General features: G+C 32.6%; 19 protein-coding genes. 17 read left to right on the forward strand and 2 right to left on the reverse strand.

The features are described from left to right. The first annotated feature begins 9 nt into the window (after positions 1 to 9). From secA to RSB60_RS05540, 3 genes are all read left to right on the forward strand, one after another. Complete coding sequence (gene secA, locus RSB60_RS05530; protein ID WP_323381446.1) at positions 10 to 2358, forward strand: preprotein translocase subunit SecA; 2349 nt, start codon at positions 10 to 12, stop codon at positions 2356 to 2358. Beyond that, positions 2358 to 3459 (forward strand): peptide chain release factor 2 gene (prfB, locus tag RSB60_RS05535; RefSeq protein WP_323381445.1). Its coding sequence is split into 2 segments (ribosomal slippage): positions 2358 to 2429 and positions 2431 to 3459, totalling 1101 coding nucleotides; the frame shifts between segments, so codons are not numbered across the junction. Before secA ends, prfB begins: the two co-directional genes overlap by 1 nt. Positions 3460 to 3682: 223 nt before the next feature. After that, on the forward strand, positions 3683 to 4591 hold the full coding sequence (locus RSB60_RS05540) for a hypothetical protein (RefSeq protein ID WP_332615045.1): 909 nt from the start codon (positions 3683 to 3685) through the stop codon (positions 4589 to 4591). A gap of 52 nt (positions 4592 to 4643) precedes the next feature. Here RSB60_RS05540 and RSB60_RS05545 read toward each other — a convergent pair whose 3' ends face one another. After that, entirely contained in the window at positions 4644 to 5366 is a 723-nt protein-coding gene (locus tag RSB60_RS05545; RefSeq protein ID WP_323381443.1) for a GntR family transcriptional regulator, read from the reverse strand. Positions 5367 to 5537: 171 nt separating this feature from the next. Between RSB60_RS05545 and RSB60_RS05550 the strand changes: the two genes are divergently transcribed. The 10 genes from RSB60_RS05550 to RSB60_RS05595 are packed head-to-tail and all read left to right on the forward strand — an operon-like array spanning position 5538 to position 13053. After that, the gene (locus tag RSB60_RS05550; RefSeq protein ID WP_323381442.1) at positions 5538 to 6197 is read left to right on the forward strand and encodes an HAD family hydrolase; all 660 of its coding nucleotides are present in this window, start codon (positions 5538 to 5540) and stop codon (positions 6195 to 6197) included. Beyond that, a complete protein-coding gene (locus RSB60_RS05555) occupies positions 6190 to 7287 on the forward strand; it encodes an SIS domain-containing protein (protein ID WP_332615048.1) in 1098 nt (365 codons plus the stop codon). The genes RSB60_RS05550 and RSB60_RS05555 overlap by 8 nt, the downstream gene beginning before the upstream one ends. 4 nt (positions 7288 to 7291) lie before the next feature. Then, positions 7292 to 7696, forward strand: a complete 405-nt coding sequence (locus RSB60_RS05560; protein ID WP_323381440.1) for a PTS sugar transporter subunit IIA — start codon at positions 7292 to 7294, stop codon at positions 7694 to 7696. Between the two features lie 21 nt (positions 7697 to 7717). Next, positions 7718 to 8224 (forward strand): PTS sugar transporter subunit IIB, encoded by a 507-nt coding sequence (locus tag RSB60_RS05565; protein WP_323381439.1) that lies wholly within the window; start codon positions 7718 to 7720, stop codon positions 8222 to 8224. Positions 8225 to 8245: 21 nt separating this feature from the next. Continuing rightward, positions 8246 to 9013 carry a PTS mannose/fructose/sorbose/N-acetylgalactosamine transporter subunit IIC gene (locus tag RSB60_RS05570; protein ID WP_332615050.1) on the forward strand — a complete coding sequence of 256 codons (768 nt, stop codon included), beginning with the start codon at positions 8246 to 8248 and terminating at the stop codon, positions 9011 to 9013. Position 9014: 1 nt separating this feature from the next. Next, positions 9015 to 9833, forward strand: a complete 819-nt coding sequence (locus tag RSB60_RS05575; protein ID WP_323381437.1) for a PTS system mannose/fructose/sorbose family transporter subunit IID — start codon at positions 9015 to 9017, stop codon at positions 9831 to 9833. Positions 9834 to 9861: 28 nt separating this feature from the next. After that, positions 9862 to 10587, forward strand: coding sequence for an N-acetylmannosamine-6-phosphate 2-epimerase (locus RSB60_RS05580; RefSeq protein ID WP_332475177.1), 726 nt, complete (start codon positions 9862 to 9864; stop codon positions 10585 to 10587). Then, on the forward strand, positions 10577 to 11257 hold the full coding sequence (locus tag RSB60_RS05585; protein ID WP_332490637.1) for a hypothetical protein: 681 nt from the start codon (positions 10577 to 10579) through the stop codon (positions 11255 to 11257). The genes RSB60_RS05580 and RSB60_RS05585 overlap by 11 nt, the downstream gene beginning before the upstream one ends. A gap of 1 nt (position 11258) precedes the next feature. Next, positions 11259 to 11954 (forward strand): GntR family transcriptional regulator, encoded by a 696-nt coding sequence (locus tag RSB60_RS05590; RefSeq protein ID WP_323381434.1) that lies wholly within the window; start codon positions 11259 to 11261, stop codon positions 11952 to 11954. Between the two features lie 16 nt (positions 11955 to 11970). Next, the gene (locus RSB60_RS05595; protein WP_332615053.1) at positions 11971 to 13053 is read left to right on the forward strand and encodes an SIS domain-containing protein; all 1083 of its coding nucleotides are present in this window, start codon (positions 11971 to 11973) and stop codon (positions 13051 to 13053) included. Positions 13054 to 13132: 79 nt separating this feature from the next. Here the strand turns inward: RSB60_RS05595 and RSB60_RS05600 are convergent, their stop codons facing one another. Beyond that, positions 13133 to 13855 carry a GntR family transcriptional regulator gene (locus RSB60_RS05600; protein ID WP_332615055.1) on the reverse strand — a complete coding sequence of 241 codons (723 nt, stop codon included), beginning with the start codon at positions 13853 to 13855 and terminating at the stop codon, positions 13133 to 13135. Positions 13856 to 14178: 323 nt separating this feature from the next. Here RSB60_RS05600 and RSB60_RS05605 point away from each other — a divergent pair, with 323 nt between their 5' ends. From RSB60_RS05605 to RSB60_RS05620, 4 genes are all read left to right on the forward strand, one after another. Beyond that, complete coding sequence (locus RSB60_RS05605; RefSeq protein ID WP_323381431.1) at positions 14179 to 14925, forward strand: PTS mannose/fructose/sorbose/N-acetylgalactosamine transporter subunit IIC; 747 nt, start codon at positions 14179 to 14181, stop codon at positions 14923 to 14925. Position 14926: 1 nt separating this feature from the next. After that, complete coding sequence (locus RSB60_RS05610; RefSeq protein WP_323381430.1) at positions 14927 to 15736, forward strand: PTS system mannose/fructose/sorbose family transporter subunit IID; 810 nt, start codon at positions 14927 to 14929, stop codon at positions 15734 to 15736. A 29-nt stretch (positions 15737 to 15765) separates the two neighbouring features. Beyond that, positions 15766 to 16281 carry a PTS system mannose/fructose/N-acetylgalactosamine-transporter subunit IIB gene (locus tag RSB60_RS05615; RefSeq protein ID WP_323381429.1) on the forward strand — a complete coding sequence of 172 codons (516 nt, stop codon included), beginning with the start codon at positions 15766 to 15768 and terminating at the stop codon, positions 16279 to 16281. Between the two features lie 21 nt (positions 16282 to 16302). Next, positions 16303 to 17091, forward strand: a 789-nt coding sequence (locus tag RSB60_RS05620) for a gamma-glutamyltransferase (RefSeq protein ID WP_332615058.1), incomplete at its 3' end; no start/stop codon positions are given.

Here is a 17091-nt window from a genome sequence, read left to right on the forward strand (position 1 = left end):
GGAGGAATTATGGCTAACTTTATTGATAAATTATTTAATGTAGAAAAGAAGAGAATTAAAGAGATTGAAAACAAGGTGCGTCCAGTAGAAGCACTTGCGGATAAATATGCTGCAATGAGCGATGAAGAGTTAAAAGGGCAAACCCCAATATTAAAAGAACGATTAGCAAAAGGTGAAACATTAGACGATATTTTGCCAGAAGCTTTCGCAACCTGTAGAGAAGCAGCAAAGCGTGTTATTGGAGAATATCCATACTTTGTTCAATTGATGGGAGCTGCTGTTATGCAAGGTGGCGATATTGCAGAAATGCGAACTGGTGAAGGTAAAACATTAACATCTGTTATGGCTGCATATCTAAATGCACTTGAAGGCAAAGGTGTTCATGTAATTACAGTTAATGAATACTTGGCAGAACGTGATGCAAACTGGATGGGACAAATTCACCGTTTCTTAGGATTAACAGTTGGATTAAATTTACGCCAATTAACACCAGTACAAAAACGTGCTGCTTATCTTTGCGATATTACATATACAACAAATGCTGAAGCGGGATTTGATTATTTAAGAGATAACATGGTTACACGTGTAGAAGACCGTGTACTTCGCCCACTTAATTTTGCTTTAGTAGATGAAGTTGACTCAATTTTAATTGATGAATCTCGTACACCGTTAATTATCTCTGGTGGACAAAAACAAACTGCCAATCTTTATATTCAAGCGGATCATTTCGTAAAATCACTCAAAGAGGGTGAAGATTATGAAATTGATGTAAAAGCCAAGGCAATTACTTTAACTGATGAAGGTGTCGCAAAAGCCGAAAAAGTATTTAAAGTTAAAAATTTATATGAACTAGAACATACTCAAACTGTACATCATATCTCACAAGCATTACGTGCAAACTATATTATGCACAATGATGTTGAATATGTTGTACAAGAAGATGAAATCGTAATTGTCGATCCAAATACTGGACGTTTAATGAAGGGCCGTGCTTATTCAGATGGACTACACCAAGCTATTGAAGCGAAAGAAGGAGTTTCTATTAAACAAGAAACAACAACATTAGCGACAATTACCTATCAAAATTTCTTCCGCTTATACAATAAACTTGCAGGTATGACAGGTACTGCAAAAACGGAAGAAGAAGAATTCTTAAGTATTTATAACATGCGTGTATATGAAATCCCTACAAATAGAGATGTTGCGCGTATTGATTATCCAGATGCTGTATTTGGAACAAAAAAAGCTAAATTTGAAGCATTGGTTGAAGAAGTAAAAGAATGCCATGAAAAAGGGCAACCAGTCCTTGTCGGTACAATTGCCGTTGAAACATCAGAATTAATTTCTAAAATGTTAAAATCACGCAAAATTCCGCATGAAATTTTAAATGCGAAAAACCATGCACGTGAGGCTGAAATTATTCAATTCGCTGGACGTAAAGGTGCGGTAACGATTGCGACAAATATGGCAGGTCGTGGTACCGATATTAAACTTGGAGAAGGTGTAAGAGAACTTGGCGGATTAGCTGTAATCGGTTCAGAACGTCATGAATCTCGTCGTATTGATAACCAATTACGTGGACGTTCAGGTCGTCAAGGTGATCCAGGCTATTCAAGATTTTATGTATCAGTACAAGATGAATTAATGGTACGTTTCGGTAGTGAACGTATGGAAGGTTTATTCTCTCAACTTGGTGATGTTCCTATCGAATCAAAAGTAATTACTAAATCAATTGGTAATGCTCAAAAACGAGTTGAAGGTGTTAACTTTGATTCTCGTAAAGCATTATTAGAATATGATGATGTCTTGAGACAACAACGTGAAATTATTTATGAACAAAGAAACTTTATTCTTGAAAATGAAGATGTTCACTCTATTGTAGAAGACATGTTTAAACGCGTTATTACAAATATTGTTAGCTCTCATGTGGATCATTCTGGAAAAGAAGAGAAAATTAATGTTGATGAAATTTTAATTAATCTAGAAAAAATGGGCTTTAAAGAAAAACTAAACCCAAATGATTTACAAGAAAAGAATATAGAAGAGTTAGTAGAAATTTGTAGCCAACAAGCTTGGAAAGAATATGAAGAAAAGATTCAACAAATTCGCGAACAAATTCTACCAATTGAAAAAACAATGGTATTAAAAGTTATTGACCGTGCTTGGATTAACCATATTGATATTATGAGTAAACTACGTGATGGTATAGGACTACGTTCATATGCTCAATCAAATCCACTTCAAGCATATGTTCAAGAAGGATATGAAATGTTTGAAGATATGATGAATCGTATTTCCCAAGAAATAGTTGCGTTCTGCTTAAATGTAAGAATTGTAATTGAGGAGCGTAAAAAATAATGGAATTATATGAAATCACACAAAGCCTAGAAACTTCAAAAGAGAAGTTAATTCAGCTAGGCGACTCTCTTTGACTTACCTAGTAAAAGAGAATTAATAAGTAAAAATGAAGAATTGATGCAAGATGAAAACTTTTGGAGTGATCCAAAACATGCGCAAACAATTATTCAAGAAACTAATGCAACGAAAGACTTAATAGCACAATATGAAAAATTAAATATTCAACATAGCAATCTTCATGAAACAGTTGAAGAAATGAAGAAAACTTTTGATGAAGAACTTATGATGGTTGTCGAAGAAGAATATGAAGAATTCAATAAAGATTTTGAAAACTTCGAAATCAAAATTTTACTAAGTCATCCATATGATAAAAATAATGCAATTTTGGAATTACATCCAGGTGCAGGTGGAACCGAGTCACAAGATTGGGCACAAATGTTATACCGTATGTATTGCCGGTGGGCAGAGGATAAAGGCTATAAAGTAACAGTATTGGATTATCAAGATGGTGATGAAGCAGGTATAAAATCATGTAGTATCTTGATTGAAGGCTACATGGTTTATGGCTATCTCAAGGCTGAAAAAGGAGTACATCGACTCGTTCGTATATCGCCATTTGATTCTTCTGGTAGAAGACATACTTCATTTGCCTCTGTCGATATAATGCCACAATTTAATGATGAAATTGAGATTACGATAGAAGAAAAAGACTTAGATATCACAACAATGCGTGCTAGTGGAGCAGGTGGACAACATGTTAATAAAACTGACTCAGCTGTTCGAATGGTGCACAAACCTACAGGTATTATGGTAACTTGTCAAACTGAAAGAAGCCAAATACAAAATCGTGAACACTGCTTAAATATGTTGAAATCTAAATTATATCAACGCATGATTGAAGAACAAGAAGCTAAAGTAAGTGCACTAAAAGGTGAACAAAAAGCGATTGAATGGGGATCACAAATTCGTTCTTACGTATTTTGCCCATATACATTAGTGAAGGATCATCGTACCAATTGCGAAGAAGGTAATGTTCAAGCGGTTATGGATGGCAAACTAGATGAGTTTATTTTTAGTTATTTAAAGAGTCAAATCCAATAAAGCACTTTTATAAAAGTGCTTTATTTATCTTATAGGGACCTAATCAAGAAAAGCAAATGAATCTACTTGATAAAATCCAAGGTATTAGCGATTTATAGTATACTATAGTTATTAAGGGATACGCTTATGAAAGATTGTTTAAATTTAAGAGTAAATACCGCGAAAAATATGTGAAGAAGGTAAATAAAACTTTCAAAATACAAGGAAGAAAAGGAGATTGACTATGAGAGATACTGATAAAGTATTGAAGCAACTTGAGAAATTCATGAAAGATAAAATGATAGACTCTGATGAAGAATATGAAGTGGCTGTTCAAGAATTTATGAAGTTACATAATTTAGAAACACCAATCATTGAAGAAACTTTTGAGACAAGATCAGATTATCTTTATGATCAAGCGCTTGAAGCTGAAAGTGAAAAAGAAGCTTTAAGATTAGTTCATGAATCTTTAAAAGAAAATCCTAATAATTGTGATGCCAAAATATTTTTAGCCGAAATTTCAGCAAATAACAGTGACATATTAGAAGAAGAGATGATTAAAATCATCAAAGAAGAACAAGTAAGATTAGTAAATGAAGATATTTATAAAGAAGAAAACCTTGGACAATTCTACGATATTATACAAACACGCTCTTATATACGAGCAAAAGTTTCTTTGATTGAGATGTATTTAAGCAAAGGTCGTTACCAATTAGCACGGCATGAGATGGAAGAAGTTCTCATGTTGAATGAACATGACAATATGGGAGTACGATATCGTCTTTTATCACTATATTGTTTCCTAGAAGAAAAAGAAAAAATAGATGAGATACTTAAAAAATACCCAGAAAGCTCACTTTTAACATGGTTGCCTATGTCGGTATATTATTATAAAACAAAGAATTACTTTTTATTGGATGAAACATTAAATAAGATGGTTGAATATAATAGAAATATTCTTAAAGTGATGAATGGTGCTGTCGAAGCGGATAGTTTTGATATTCTCGAGAAGTCTTTTGGTGCCTATCAACCAGGTGATATGAATGAAGCAATGATGGTCGTTGAAGGTAATCTTTATCTAATTGCATCAACGACCGGTTATATAATGTATTTGAATAATTGGAAGCCAATTATAAAAAATAAAGTAAGTTAAAATATACATAATAAGAGAGCACTTCAATTGAAGTGCTCTCTTTGTATATACATTATCTAGCCGTTTGTAGACGATAACTATAAAGATCGCTGTTGTAACATGTTTCGATATACTCAAATGGAATTTCTTCATTTTCTATTGAGCAATGTGTGATATGACAGACTTTTAAAAGTGCAACATCATCAATTTTAAGTAACTCTTTTTGTTGACGAGAAGGAGTAATCGCTTTTATTTCCCAGGTTAAACTAGAACTTTTGATACCAATACTTTTTAAGTACTCGTAGAACGAAATATCTAAAGATGAAATATCAATAGCAGGAACAATCTTAGCTGATACGTAAGTGTAACTAATAGCAATAGGAATACTATTTCCTGTACGAAGTCGCACAAAATAATGAATAAAATCATTCTCAGATAAATGCAGTTTTTCCATGATATCCGGTAATTTACTGGCTTGAATGACCTCATAGCTGATGAGTTTTGAGCCGGGAGTCATTCCAATTGATCGCATATCTTCTGAGAAACTACTATGGGTATAAATGCTTTTTGCCAAATGTGGTGCTGTGACAAAACTTCCCTTTCCAGGAATCCGTTCAATATAACCAAGTTCTACTAAATGACCAATTGCTTTATTTACTGTCATTCTAGAGAAATTGAATTGTTTGCATAACTGTTCTTCAGTCATGATTTGATCGCCAACCTTTAAATTGTTTTTCTCAATTTCATTTTTAATATAATCTTCAATTTGTCGGTACTTACTGCTTTGGTTTGCCATACTACGTTTCACCACCTACTATAATTCTAAAAGATTAATACCTACAAAGCAAGCATTTGACTAAAAAGTATATACAAATTTGAAATTATATATATAATGTACTAAAAAGATATTGACAATTGTATATACAAAGTAGTAGATTATGTATATACAAAATTAAAGGGGAAGAAAATGATTAAAGCGATACTGTTTGATATGGATGGAACCTTGTTGGATACAGAAGGTATTTGGAATAAAGCGTGGACAGCTGTAGAAGAAAAATATGGTTTTATGTTTGATCCAAAAATAAAAGATTCATTTATTGGTATGCCAAAACAAAAGATGCTAGAAATCAAAGATTCAATCATACCATCGCATCTAGATTACGATGAAATACAAAATTTTAGAGTTGAATTCTTCCATGAATATACATCAAGTCATCCAATTGAAATTAAACAAGGAGCGTTTGAGTGTTTGAATTTTCTTAAAAGCAAAGGTATTAAGGCGATAGTATGTACAAGTACTTATAAAGAACGTGCTATACCTTGGCTCAAAGATGCAGGACTTTATGATTATTTTGATGATATTGTAACAGGCGATATTGTTAAGGTAGGTAAACCGAATCCTGAAATTTATGAAATTACATTGAAGAAAAATCATCTTCATGCAGATGAATGCCTAGCAGTTGAGGATACAACAGTAGGAGTTCTTGCGGCAACAGGAGCCGATTTAAAGACATTTTATATTAAAGATATTTTGGATATTAGTAATGAGGCATATGCAAAAATCTATAAACAACTTGATAATTTGGGAGAAATAATCAAAGAAATAGGAGGACAAGAAAATGAATAAGCCAAGTTTAATTGGTTACATCAACGAACAGGGTGAAGTATTACGATATACATTTGGTCAAAGGTCACTTTATTGTAACCCTTTAATAGAAGTGTTTAAAAAGAGCCAAATAAAGAAAATCTATTTAATTGGATCGGGAACAAGCTATAACGCATCCATTGCGATTAAGACCTATTTTGAAAAATTTTTACCGGTTGAAGTAGAAGTGGTTATACCAACAATATTTACAAATTACGTAACTATCAATAACAATCAATTGTATGCGAAAGAAAATATTCTAGTGATTGGAATTTCACAATCAGGAACAAGCTATTCAACAGTAAATGCAATGAAGAAAGCAAAAAGTGAAGGCTATACAACAATTGCATTAACTGAAAATGAAGAAAGCTTGATAACTAAAGAAGTTGATCAAGTCTTAAAACTATGTGTGGGTAAAGAATTAATTCCGGTTGAAACAAAAGGTTATACAACAACGTTATTAACGGGATATTGTTGGGCACTTGAACTTGCTTATGCCCTTCAAAAAATGAATGAAGAAGATTATCAAACACGTATTCAGAAAATCGATAAGATGTTGAATAACTTTGAAAAATACTTAGATGAAGTTAATGAATGGTATGAAAGAAATAGTGAAGAATTAATTGAAATGGAACACGGGCATGTGGCAGCTTATGGATCTAATACATGTACAGCAATAGAAGCTGAACTAAAAATATACGAAACATTTAAACGCCCCATCCACGCCTATGAACTTGAAGAATTAATTCACGGTCCACAAATGGCATTTAATAATCGAACTTATGTTTATATTGTAGCTTCAGCTGAAAAAGAAATTGAAAGAATATCACTATTTCAAAATTGGTTTAAAGAGAATGAAGTTACAGAACATTTGTTCATTATTACAACAGAAGATATAGCTTTAGCTGAAAAAGATTTAAAGTTTAAAACAGAGGTATTTAATGAGTTAAGTCAACTTGTATTCACACTGCCTTTTCAAATTATAGCGGCAAAAAATAGTGAAAGAGTTGGCTATGATACAAGTCTTAGACCACTGAGAAGAAAAGCATTCGCACACGAATATAAGGAGTAAAAAGATGAACTATTTTGTAATCGCAACACACTCAACCTATGCAGAAGGATTATACAATGCAATCAAATTTTTCAAGAATGATTGTGACAACGTAAGATATATCAATGCATATGTTGAAGATCAAGAATTTGAGAAATGCTTCAGAAATACAATTGAAGATATTAAACAAGAAAATCTTATTATATTTACTGATATGGCAGGAGGAAGTGTTAATCAAGTAGTTACAAATATTTCAAGAGAATATGACTATAAAATCGTTACTGGAGTAAATTTACCTTTACTTCTAGAATTATTGTTTAATCCTAACGATTTAACAATTGAAGATCTTCGCAATAGTGTAGAAAATGCGAAAGAACAATTAATGGTGATTGAAGAGTTTAAAGATGATGAATCATCAGATGAACTTTAATAAAAAGAAAGGAGGAAAATTATGATTTTAATGGTAAGAGCAGATGACCGACTAATTCATGGAATGGTTGCGGTATCATGGACATCACATCTTAAACCAGAAACTATTTTGGTGGCTAATGATGTAGTTGCGGCAGATTCATTTAAATTAATGACAATGAAAATGGCAAAACCAGCAGGTGTTAATCTTGTTATCAAATCGAAAGATGATTCAATTAAAGCTTTAAATAATCCAATAAACGATCGAAAGAAAATTTTCTTAGTAACAGAAACAGTTGAAGATGCTCTCTATATTTATGAAAGAGTGGATGGCAAATTCAAAAGTTTAAATGTTGGGACTGCTGGTGTTAACAAGAAACCAGGTGAGCAATACTATCCAACATTACCTCAAGTATTCATGACAGTTGAAGAATTTGAATCTGCAAAGAAAATGGCAAATGAGGGTGTAGAGATATTTGCCCAAATTACTCCAACAAGAGAACGCATGGATTTTAAGGATATTGAGAAAATTTTTAATACACATAAATAAAAGAAAGAAGAGGGAGAATTTATGTTACAAGGATTTTTAGTAGCAGCAGTTTCAGCACTAATTTATCTTGAGAGTCGTATTGGTGGTCAACATATGCTTGATCGTCCAATTATTATCGGACCAGTTGTAGGTTTGATTATGGGTGACTTTCAATCAGGTTTATTCATTGGGGGACAATTAGAATTAGTATGGATGGGTTTAGTAGGAATTGGAACTTCAACGCCACCAGATGTTGTTGTAGGGTCTGCCTTAGCAACAGCATTAGCGATTAAAACAGGTGCGACATATGAAACAACATTAGCACTTGCAATTCCAATTGCACTGTTAGCTCAATTAGTATCAATCGGTGTTTGTATTTTAAATACAGCTTTCGCGCATAAAGCAGATGCTTGTGCAGAAAAAGGTGATTATAGAGGAGTAGAAGTTTCAAACTGGTTAGGAACGGGACTATACTTTATTTCTAAATTCGCAATGATTTTTCTTGGATTCATAATTGGTGGAGATGTAATTACAGGATTTGTAAACATGATACCAGAAGTAATTAAATTAGGATTAGCTCAATCAGGAAACTTATTACCTGCATTAGGGGTAGCAATGTTAATTCAATTAACATTTGATAAGAAATTTGGAGCATTCTTATTCTTAGGATTTGTACTAGTTGCATTCCTAAATATCAGTACAATTGGTGCAGCATTCATTGGAGTAATTGCAGCATACGTATATTATCAACTAGCTGGAAACAATCGTTCAAATACACCTTTAACAAGTGATGAAAGTGAGGAACTATAAAATGACAGTCGCAAAGAAATTATCAAAGAAAACATTAAGTAGAGTATTCAATCGTCACTATCAATTGCTTGGATGTTTCAACTATGAACGTCAAATGTCTACCGGTTACTCATGGACAATGATGCCTGCAATGAGAGAATTATATGGTGATAATCCAGAAAAGATGAAAGAAGGAGTTAAGCGTCATCTTGAATTCTTCAACTGTGCAACAACACCTTCACCTTTTATTATTGGTATTACTTGTGCAATGGAAGAACAATATGCTAGTGCTGAAGAAGGAACTTTTGATCCAACATCAATCAACTCAGTTAAGGCAGCACTGATGGGACCTCTTGCAGGTATTGGCGATAGCTTTTTCTGGGGAACATTCCGTGTAATGGGTGTTGGTATTGGTGCACCACTTGCAGTTGCAGGTAACGTACTTGGACCAATTCTCTATTTCTTAATTAACGTTATTCCATCAGAAATTGTACGTCGTTATGGATTCAAAATTGGTTATGAAGGTGGATCAGGTTTCTTAACTAAGATTTCTCAAGATGGAACATTAGATAAACTTACAGAAGCAGCACGTATCATGGGACTTGTTGTTATTGGTGCGATGATTGCTTCAATGGTTAAAGTAAATATTATATCTGTTATCAACATTAATGGTGCAGAAGTAATACTACAAGATATGATTGATGCAATTTGTCCTAAACTATTACCATTGTTATTAACATTTGGTTGTTATGGATTGTTACAAAAGAAAGTATCAGGAACTGCAATCATGTTAGGTTTACTTGTTGTTGGTATTATTGGAGTTTGGGTTGGATTACTTTAATAAATAAAGAAAGTAGAGGGAAGATTTTATGAATAAAAATGAAATTGTTGAAAGTTTAAAGGATGGGTTAATTGTATCTTGTCAGGCAGTACCAGGAGAGCCACATTATATGGAAGGAATTACTGTTAAGTTTGCAGAATGTGCAGACTGGGCAGGGGCTGCTGGATTAAGAGTTAATTCACCAGAAGATATTATAGCGATAAAAGAGAAAGTAAATTTACCAATAGTAGGTATTTGGAAAATAGATAGAAACATTAAAGATGTTTACTTAACGCCAAACCTTGAAGCTGCAAAAGCAGTGTGGGAAGCAGGTGCTGAAATTATCGCAGTACAGGCAACTAATCATTTACGTGATGATGGAAAACTTTCATATGAAACCATTAAAGAAATCAAAGAAAATCTTCCCGATGCTTTGATATTTGCAGACATTGCAACTGCTGAAGATGCAAAAATTGCCGCAAGCTATGGTGCCGATTTTGTGGCACCAACGCTAGCTGGTTATACAAAAGCAGGACACTTCAATAAAGTAGAAATTAAAGATACTCCTGATTTTAATTTGTTAAGAGATATTGTGGATGCAGTAAAAGGTACAATGACAAAAGTAATTATGGAAGGTAAAGTATCAACACCAGAAATCGCAGTTCAATGTTTATACATGGGTGCGCATGCAGTCGTAGTTGGAAATGCTATAACTCGGCCACACATTACTGCAAAACGATTTGTGAGAACACTAAACCGTTTCCATGGAGAATAATGTAGGTTTATTAGTACTTGTCATTGTTGTTTGTATTGGAGGTAGTTTCATTTATAAAAAATGGATTACAGAGGATACATTAAAAAAACTTTATAAATTTAAAATGCAAAGAAACACAGAAGAATTTATAAAGTTATTAAACTCACCATATTTAAAATTTAATTTTTCAAAATTTACATTGTATTGGATGCAACTTAGTTATTTCTTAGATTACAAAATGACACGAGAAGTTGAAGAAACATTTCGTCAACAAGATGCAATTAAAATGACAAGTGATGAACAAGCAACTGTTTATTTTAGAATGTATACATATTACATTGAAATTAATCAGATACAAAAAGCAGAAGCGCTATACAATATTTTGAATAATTGTATTCAGTCAAGTAAAGATTCAAAAATTAATGCACTAGAAAAAGAAGTGAATCAATTAAAAATTGTTTACTGTGATAAAGATAGTACACAAATTAAAAAAATAGAAGAAGACATAGAGTCTTGTACTGATGATGAATTAAAATCAGTAGGATATTTCAGAATCGCAAAACTTTACCACTATCAAGGAAATGAAGATAAGGTAAATAATTATCTACAACTTGCAATCGATAAAACAAGAATTGAAACTAATAAAGAATCACTAGAAGAAATGAAGAAAGATCATAAAAAACTCGACTAGTATGAATAAAGTAGAACAAATATTCTTGTTTTATAAAAACAAAATCGAACAAAATGAATATGAACTGAATTCAAAATTACCTTCCAAAGAAGAAATTGCGAAAAGGTTTAATGCTGATATCAAGGAAGTAGATTCGAGTTTAGCAAAGTTAATGAAAATAGGATATATCAAAGAAAACAAGAATAATTTCTTGGTTGTCTTTAAACGCGTTTTTAAGAAAATAGAAAAAGTAGAAAGTTTTACAAATGATGTCTTAACTACAGGACAAATTCCAGGTTCTCTTATTCTTGAATATCATTTATTTCGTGCAGTTACATTACCAGTATTACAGGAAAAGATGCGGTTAGGTGATAATGATTTGATTCACTATATGGTAAGAGTAAGAACAATTAATGATTTACCAGTTGCCTTATCATACAACTATATATCACCTAAATATTTAAAGTCAGTAAATATTGAAACAATGAATAAATCTATTTATGAAACATTAATAAGTCATGGTGCTACATTTACTAAAATTCAAGGAGAAATGACAGCCCATATACCAACGGAAGAACAAGAAGAAAATTTGAAAATTAAGAATGAAGCATTGTTAAAGGATTCTACTTATTTATATGATCAAGAAGAATGTGTCATAGAATATGATGAAGTCTATTATGTGAGTTCTAGATATGGATATTTTTATACATCTATTTAATTGTGGAGGAAAAGAAATGAATAGCATAAATTTTGATATGTATGAATACATTGTCGAATCAAAAGATGCAGTAAGAAACATCGTAGTTCATCAGGAAGAAATTTTAGGTGATGCTGTCGAATACTGTGGTAGTAACATTGAACAAATCTATATTGTTGGATCGGGTACAAGTTATCATTCAGCACTAGCGGCCAGAAATGTTTTAGAAAGAACATTGAAGAAGAAAGTATTTGCAGTATATCCAATGTCATTTAAAGACAATGAATTGATTACAAATAAGAATACACTTGTGATTGGAATTTCGCATGCAGGGAGAAGTTCAAGTACAATACAAGCACTTGAAAAAGCGAAGGCAGAAGGATTAAAAACAATTGCGATGACTGCTGAAAGAAACCGCCCTATCATAAATCATGCGGACAAAACAGTTTATATTGAAATTGGTCCAGAGTATGCAGGGCCAAAAACAAAAGGCTTTTTTGGATCAGTTGCAACCCTTGTATTATTTGGTTTAAATTATGGTATTAAAAATGGCATCATAAATGAAACAGAGAAGAATGAAATTATTAATCGCATGCTAAAGACAACGGATAATATTCCAGATATTGCAGCTAAATCATGGGATTGGTATAAACGCAATAAAGAAGATTTATTAAAATCTCGAAGAATGATTGTATTAGGCTACGAGAACTGTTTAGCAAGTATGTTAGAAGGAACATTAAAAATATCAGAGGCTGTAAGATATAGTGTAATTGGTTACGAACAAGAAGAATTTATGCATGGAATCTATCATGGAATAGATGAAGATACATATATGATCTATTTAGCCGCAAAAGGACAATATTATGAACGTTGTATACGAATGAAAGATTACTTCGAAAAAGAAAGACATAACCACAATTACCTTATTACTTCTGATAAAGAGCTAGATAATGGCAAAAACTTTGTCTATGATTTTGTGAATGATGAATACTTTGAAGGATTAGAATATATTGTTCCTTTACAAGTTCTCGCAAGAAAATTATCTCAAGATTTAGGTATTGATTGTAATATATCAAGTGATCCAGAGTTTCATAAAAAAATGGCAAGTTATACGTATTAATCCCTTCCCAAGAGAATAGTACCATCAAAAAACACACTTTTATACAGAGTGTGCTTTTTCGTATTAGTTAACCAAATTCTTATTGAAAAGATGAGAAAGTATATTCGTAAAGATCAGAACGATAATATGTAATTGTGTATTGGAAAGGAATATCTTTTTCAATAAAACGAATAGAAATACTTTTTAATAAAGCGTGGGTTTCGGTTTCTAGTAAACCTGTTTGTTCATCAGTTCCTTCAACTGCGCTTAATTTAGTTACAAATCCTTTTACATCAATTCCTTGTCTAGCAACATATTCATCGATTGAACCAGTAAGTGCAGTTAAATCAATATTTGGAAGAAATCTTGCTGGAATATAATAATACTGTAAAGCGATAGGGATATTGTTTCCAGTACGAAGTCTTTTCATAAAGTATACTTCTTCATCCTCTTGGATATGTAAGTCGTGAATGATATCAGGAAATTCTTTTGCTTTAATAATTTTGTATTCAAGAAGCTTAGCACCAGGAATCATTCCGATACTTTGCATATCTTGGGTAAAACTCATCTTTCTTTGGATATTACGATTTACAGGTTTATATGCAACAAAAGACCCTTTCCCTTTAGAACGAGTAATAACCCCTTTAAGGGCTAAATCATAGAGAACGTTATGAACAGTTTGTCGGCCAAATCCAAACTTTTTGACTAATTCGCTTTCTGAAGGAATAAGATCGCCAACCTTTAGATTTCCGCTATGAATTTCACTTAAAAGGTAATTTTCCAATACTTGTTTCTTTGAAGTTGGGTTACTATTTTTTTTCATTTCTTGAGATCCCTTTCATGATTCTTGTTTAAAAATATTCTAAATACTATAGCTTAAGTATAACAAATTAATAACCAATGTTGTTATAAACATGTTTATTTTAATGGATATTTCACAAATGTACATAATTAGTACAAATGTATGGACAAATGAAAAATGTTGTGCTATTTTTGTAGTAATAAGAGATATAAGAGGGAATCAAAGAAGGGGGGAAGAAGAAAAAATATCCAATTATTAACTTGGATATTAAGATGATTCTTTAGCTTATGAACTTTAAATTTTAGAATCAACAAAAAATTATAAATTTAAGTTAGGAGGTAACTATGAATCTATTTCAAGTATTTATAATTAGTTTAATAACAGGTCTAGCATATTTACAAAGAAGAGCATTAGGGGATTGTCAATTAGAAAGACCAATCGTATTAGGGCCAGTTATCGGTTGGATATTAGGGGATTTTAATGCAGGGTTACTAATTGGGGCAAACTTAGAATTAGTATTTATGGGTGCACAAGCTATTGGTGGATCAGTTCCATCAAATGTAGCTATTGGTAGTGCATTAGGAACAGCAGTCGCAATTACATCAGGAACTGGGCTTGAAGGCGCAATGGTTGTAGCTATCCCAGCAGCAGTACTTGCAAGTACATTTGAAATGTTTGCGAAGACAATAAGTGCATTTGCAGTGCATGGTGCAGATAAATATGCACTAAATGATAATTCAAATGGAATTATATTAATGATGTGGTTAGGAAATCTAGTACACTTCTTAGCGTACTTTATTCCAACATTCTTAGCGTTGTGGTTAGGTGCGGATTATATTTCAAACATGATGAATGTTATTCCGGCAAATGTTATGGCAGGTGTAAAAGCAGTAGGTGCATTATTACCAGCTTTAGGATTTGGTTTATTATTGAATAATCTTGGTCGTAAAGAGATTCTTGGTTATTTCTTCATTGGATTTGCATTAGCAGCCTATATTCCATCTTTTGGAGTTATGGGAATTGCGTTTATTGGTATCGCCTATGTATGTGTTTGGGCATTCAATAAACTTCAAATGAATGGAGGTAACTAAGATGAGTGAAAATCGTGTAGTGTTAACTAAGAAAGATATTAATCGTTTATTTAGACGTTCAAATGCTGTTCAATCTGCTTTCAATTTTGAAAGAATGCAGGCATTAGGATTTGCATATGCAATGATTCCAGTAATTAATAAACTTTATTCAAATAAAGAAGAACGTATTCAAGCTTATCAAAGACACTTAGGATATTTTAATTCACATCCATGGGATTGTGGAGTAATCTTCGGTATTGTTGCATCAATGGAAGAAAGAATGGCTAATGGTGAAGATGTAAGTGAAGACAACATCACTGCAATTAAGGGTGCTCTTATGGGTCCACTTGCAGGTATTGGTGATTCATTATTCTGGGGAGCATTTAGACCAATCGTTGCAGGTATCTGTGCATCTCTTGCGTTATCAGGTTATGGAATTGCACCATTAATTTTCGTAATAGTTATCAATGTTGTACACTTTGGCGTAGAATATTGGTGTGTAAAGAATGGTTATCAATTTGCAGATACTTTCATGCAAAAGATGGAATCATTAAATGTAAAAGTGTGGATGGAAGCTGCTTCTATTCTGGGCTTATTTGTAGTTGGTGGATTAGCAGCTACATGGCTAGGTGTAAGCACACCACTTGTTTATACTGTAGGTGAAGCTACAGTTGAATTACAATCTGTATTAAATAATGTATTCCCTAAGCTTTTACCATTAGTTGCAACTCTTGGTGTTTTTGGATTATTACGTAAAGGTAAAAGTGCAACATGGGTAATGTTTGCGATTATCATCGTTGGATTTACATTAGGATTCTTTGGAATTCTATAATTTACAAGATTGTTTAAAAAGGAAGGAGAGTGTGGTACTGCATATGCAGTACCACAAACTATAAAATGGAATTTGCAGTAGTACGTATAGATGACCGTTTAATTCATGGTCAAGTCATTATGGGGTGGACTCATTCAAAAGGAGTTAACACAATCATTGCAGTAGACGATGTTGTTGCGAATGATTCTTTTCAATGTTCACTACTTCAATTTGCAACGCCACCAGGAGTAAAATCATATATTCTTACTGTGGAAAAAGCAGCAGCATTAATCTTGTCTGGTGATCTTGCTAATAAGAAAATAATGTTGTTAGTAAAAGGTCCTCAAGCAATTCTTGGTTTGATGGATAAAGGGGTTGAAATCAAAAATGTAAATGTCGGAAATGTTCGTCCGAAAGATTATACTAAAGAAATAGTTAGTCACATTTATGCACGCGAAAGTGATATTGAAGCATGGAAAGAACTTTGCTCTAGAATAGAAGTTATAGGTCAAATTTTACCGGATAGTCCAAAAACAAATTTAAATGATCTAATGAGCAAATTTTAGTCGTAAAGAAATGAGAATGTTATGAAATATAATGTAAATGATCAACCCTATAATTCGAATCGATATTGCTTAACAGCTACGAATGGAATGGTATGTAGCACAAGTTCATTAGCTTCTTCAGCAGGACTAGAAATGCTGAAAAAAGGTGGAAATGCAGTTGATGCAGCAATCGCAACAGCTGCTGTTTTATCAGTTACTGAACCCACTAGTAATGGTATTGGTGGAGATGCTTTTGCGATTGTATGGATGAATCAAAAAATGGTTGGATTAAATGCTTCGGGCTATACACCTAAAAATATCAATATCAAAGAAATAAAAGATAAAGGATATCACAGTATGCCAGAAAAAGGTTGGATTCCAGTAACAATACCAGGTCAACCAAAAGCATGGGCAGCCCTTATTGAACGATTCGGAAAACTATCTTTAAAAGAAGTGCTTCAGCCAGCAATTAGTTATGCAGAAAATGGATATGCGATTTCACCAACACTCGCCCATCTTTGGGATAAATATGTTAGTAAAAATATTGATGAATATAGAAAATCATCAGAATTTGATGAATGGATAAAAACATTCACAAAAAATGGTGAACCCTATCGATTTGGTGAAATTGTAAAGTTACCTAATCATGGTAAAACATTAAGATTAATTGGAGAATCAAATTCAAAAGCATTTTATGAAGGTGAAATTGCGAAACAAATTGTAAAACAATGTAAACGTGATGGAGGCTATATTGAAGAAGATGATTTGAAAGACTATGATGTGGAATGGGTAGAACCAGTTAGTGTGAATTATCATGGGTATGATATTTGG

The organism is Anaerorhabdus sp., from assembly GCF_036657415.1.
Taxonomy (GTDB): domain Bacteria; phylum Bacillota_I; class Bacilli_A; order Erysipelotrichales; family Erysipelotrichaceae; genus Anaerorhabdus.

Excerpts from the sequence above, each read along its gene's own strand:
- RSB60_RS05600 (WP_332615055.1), bottom strand. The coding sequence starts at position 13,855 with ATGAAAAAAAATAGTAACCCAACTTCAAAGAAACAAGTATTGGAAAAT.
- RSB60_RS05575 (WP_323381437.1), top strand. The coding sequence starts at position 9,015 with ATGACAGTCGCAAAGAAATTATCAAAGAAAACATTAAGTAGAGTATTC.
- RSB60_RS05560 (WP_323381440.1), top strand. The coding sequence starts at position 7,292 with ATGAACTATTTTGTAATCGCAACACACTCAACCTATGCAGAAGGATTA.
- RSB60_RS05545 (WP_323381443.1), bottom strand. The coding sequence starts at position 5,366 with ATGGCAAACCAAAGCAGTAAGTACCGACAAATTGAAGATTATATTAAA.
- RSB60_RS05610 (WP_323381430.1), top strand. The coding sequence starts at position 14,927 with ATGAGTGAAAATCGTGTAGTGTTAACTAAGAAAGATATTAATCGTTTA.
- RSB60_RS05585 (WP_332490637.1), top strand. The coding sequence starts at position 10,577 with ATGGAGAATAATGTAGGTTTATTAGTACTTGTCATTGTTGTTTGTATT.
- secA (WP_323381446.1), top strand. The coding sequence starts at position 10 with ATGGCTAACTTTATTGATAAATTATTTAATGTAGAAAAGAAGAGAATT.
- RSB60_RS05570 (WP_332615050.1), top strand. The coding sequence starts at position 8,246 with ATGTTACAAGGATTTTTAGTAGCAGCAGTTTCAGCACTAATTTATCTT.
- RSB60_RS05605 (WP_323381431.1), top strand. The coding sequence starts at position 14,179 with ATGAATCTATTTCAAGTATTTATAATTAGTTTAATAACAGGTCTAGCA.
- RSB60_RS05565 (WP_323381439.1), top strand. The coding sequence starts at position 7,718 with ATGATTTTAATGGTAAGAGCAGATGACCGACTAATTCATGGAATGGTT.
- RSB60_RS05540 (WP_332615045.1), top strand. The coding sequence starts at position 3,683 with ATGAGAGATACTGATAAAGTATTGAAGCAACTTGAGAAATTCATGAAA.
- RSB60_RS05555 (WP_332615048.1), top strand. The coding sequence starts at position 6,190 with ATGAATAAGCCAAGTTTAATTGGTTACATCAACGAACAGGGTGAAGTA.
- RSB60_RS05550 (WP_323381442.1), top strand. The coding sequence starts at position 5,538 with ATGATTAAAGCGATACTGTTTGATATGGATGGAACCTTGTTGGATACA.
- RSB60_RS05580 (WP_332475177.1), top strand. The coding sequence starts at position 9,862 with ATGAATAAAAATGAAATTGTTGAAAGTTTAAAGGATGGGTTAATTGTA.
- RSB60_RS05590 (WP_323381434.1), top strand. The coding sequence starts at position 11,259 with ATGAATAAAGTAGAACAAATATTCTTGTTTTATAAAAACAAAATCGAA.
- RSB60_RS05595 (WP_332615053.1), top strand. The coding sequence starts at position 11,971 with ATGAATAGCATAAATTTTGATATGTATGAATACATTGTCGAATCAAAA.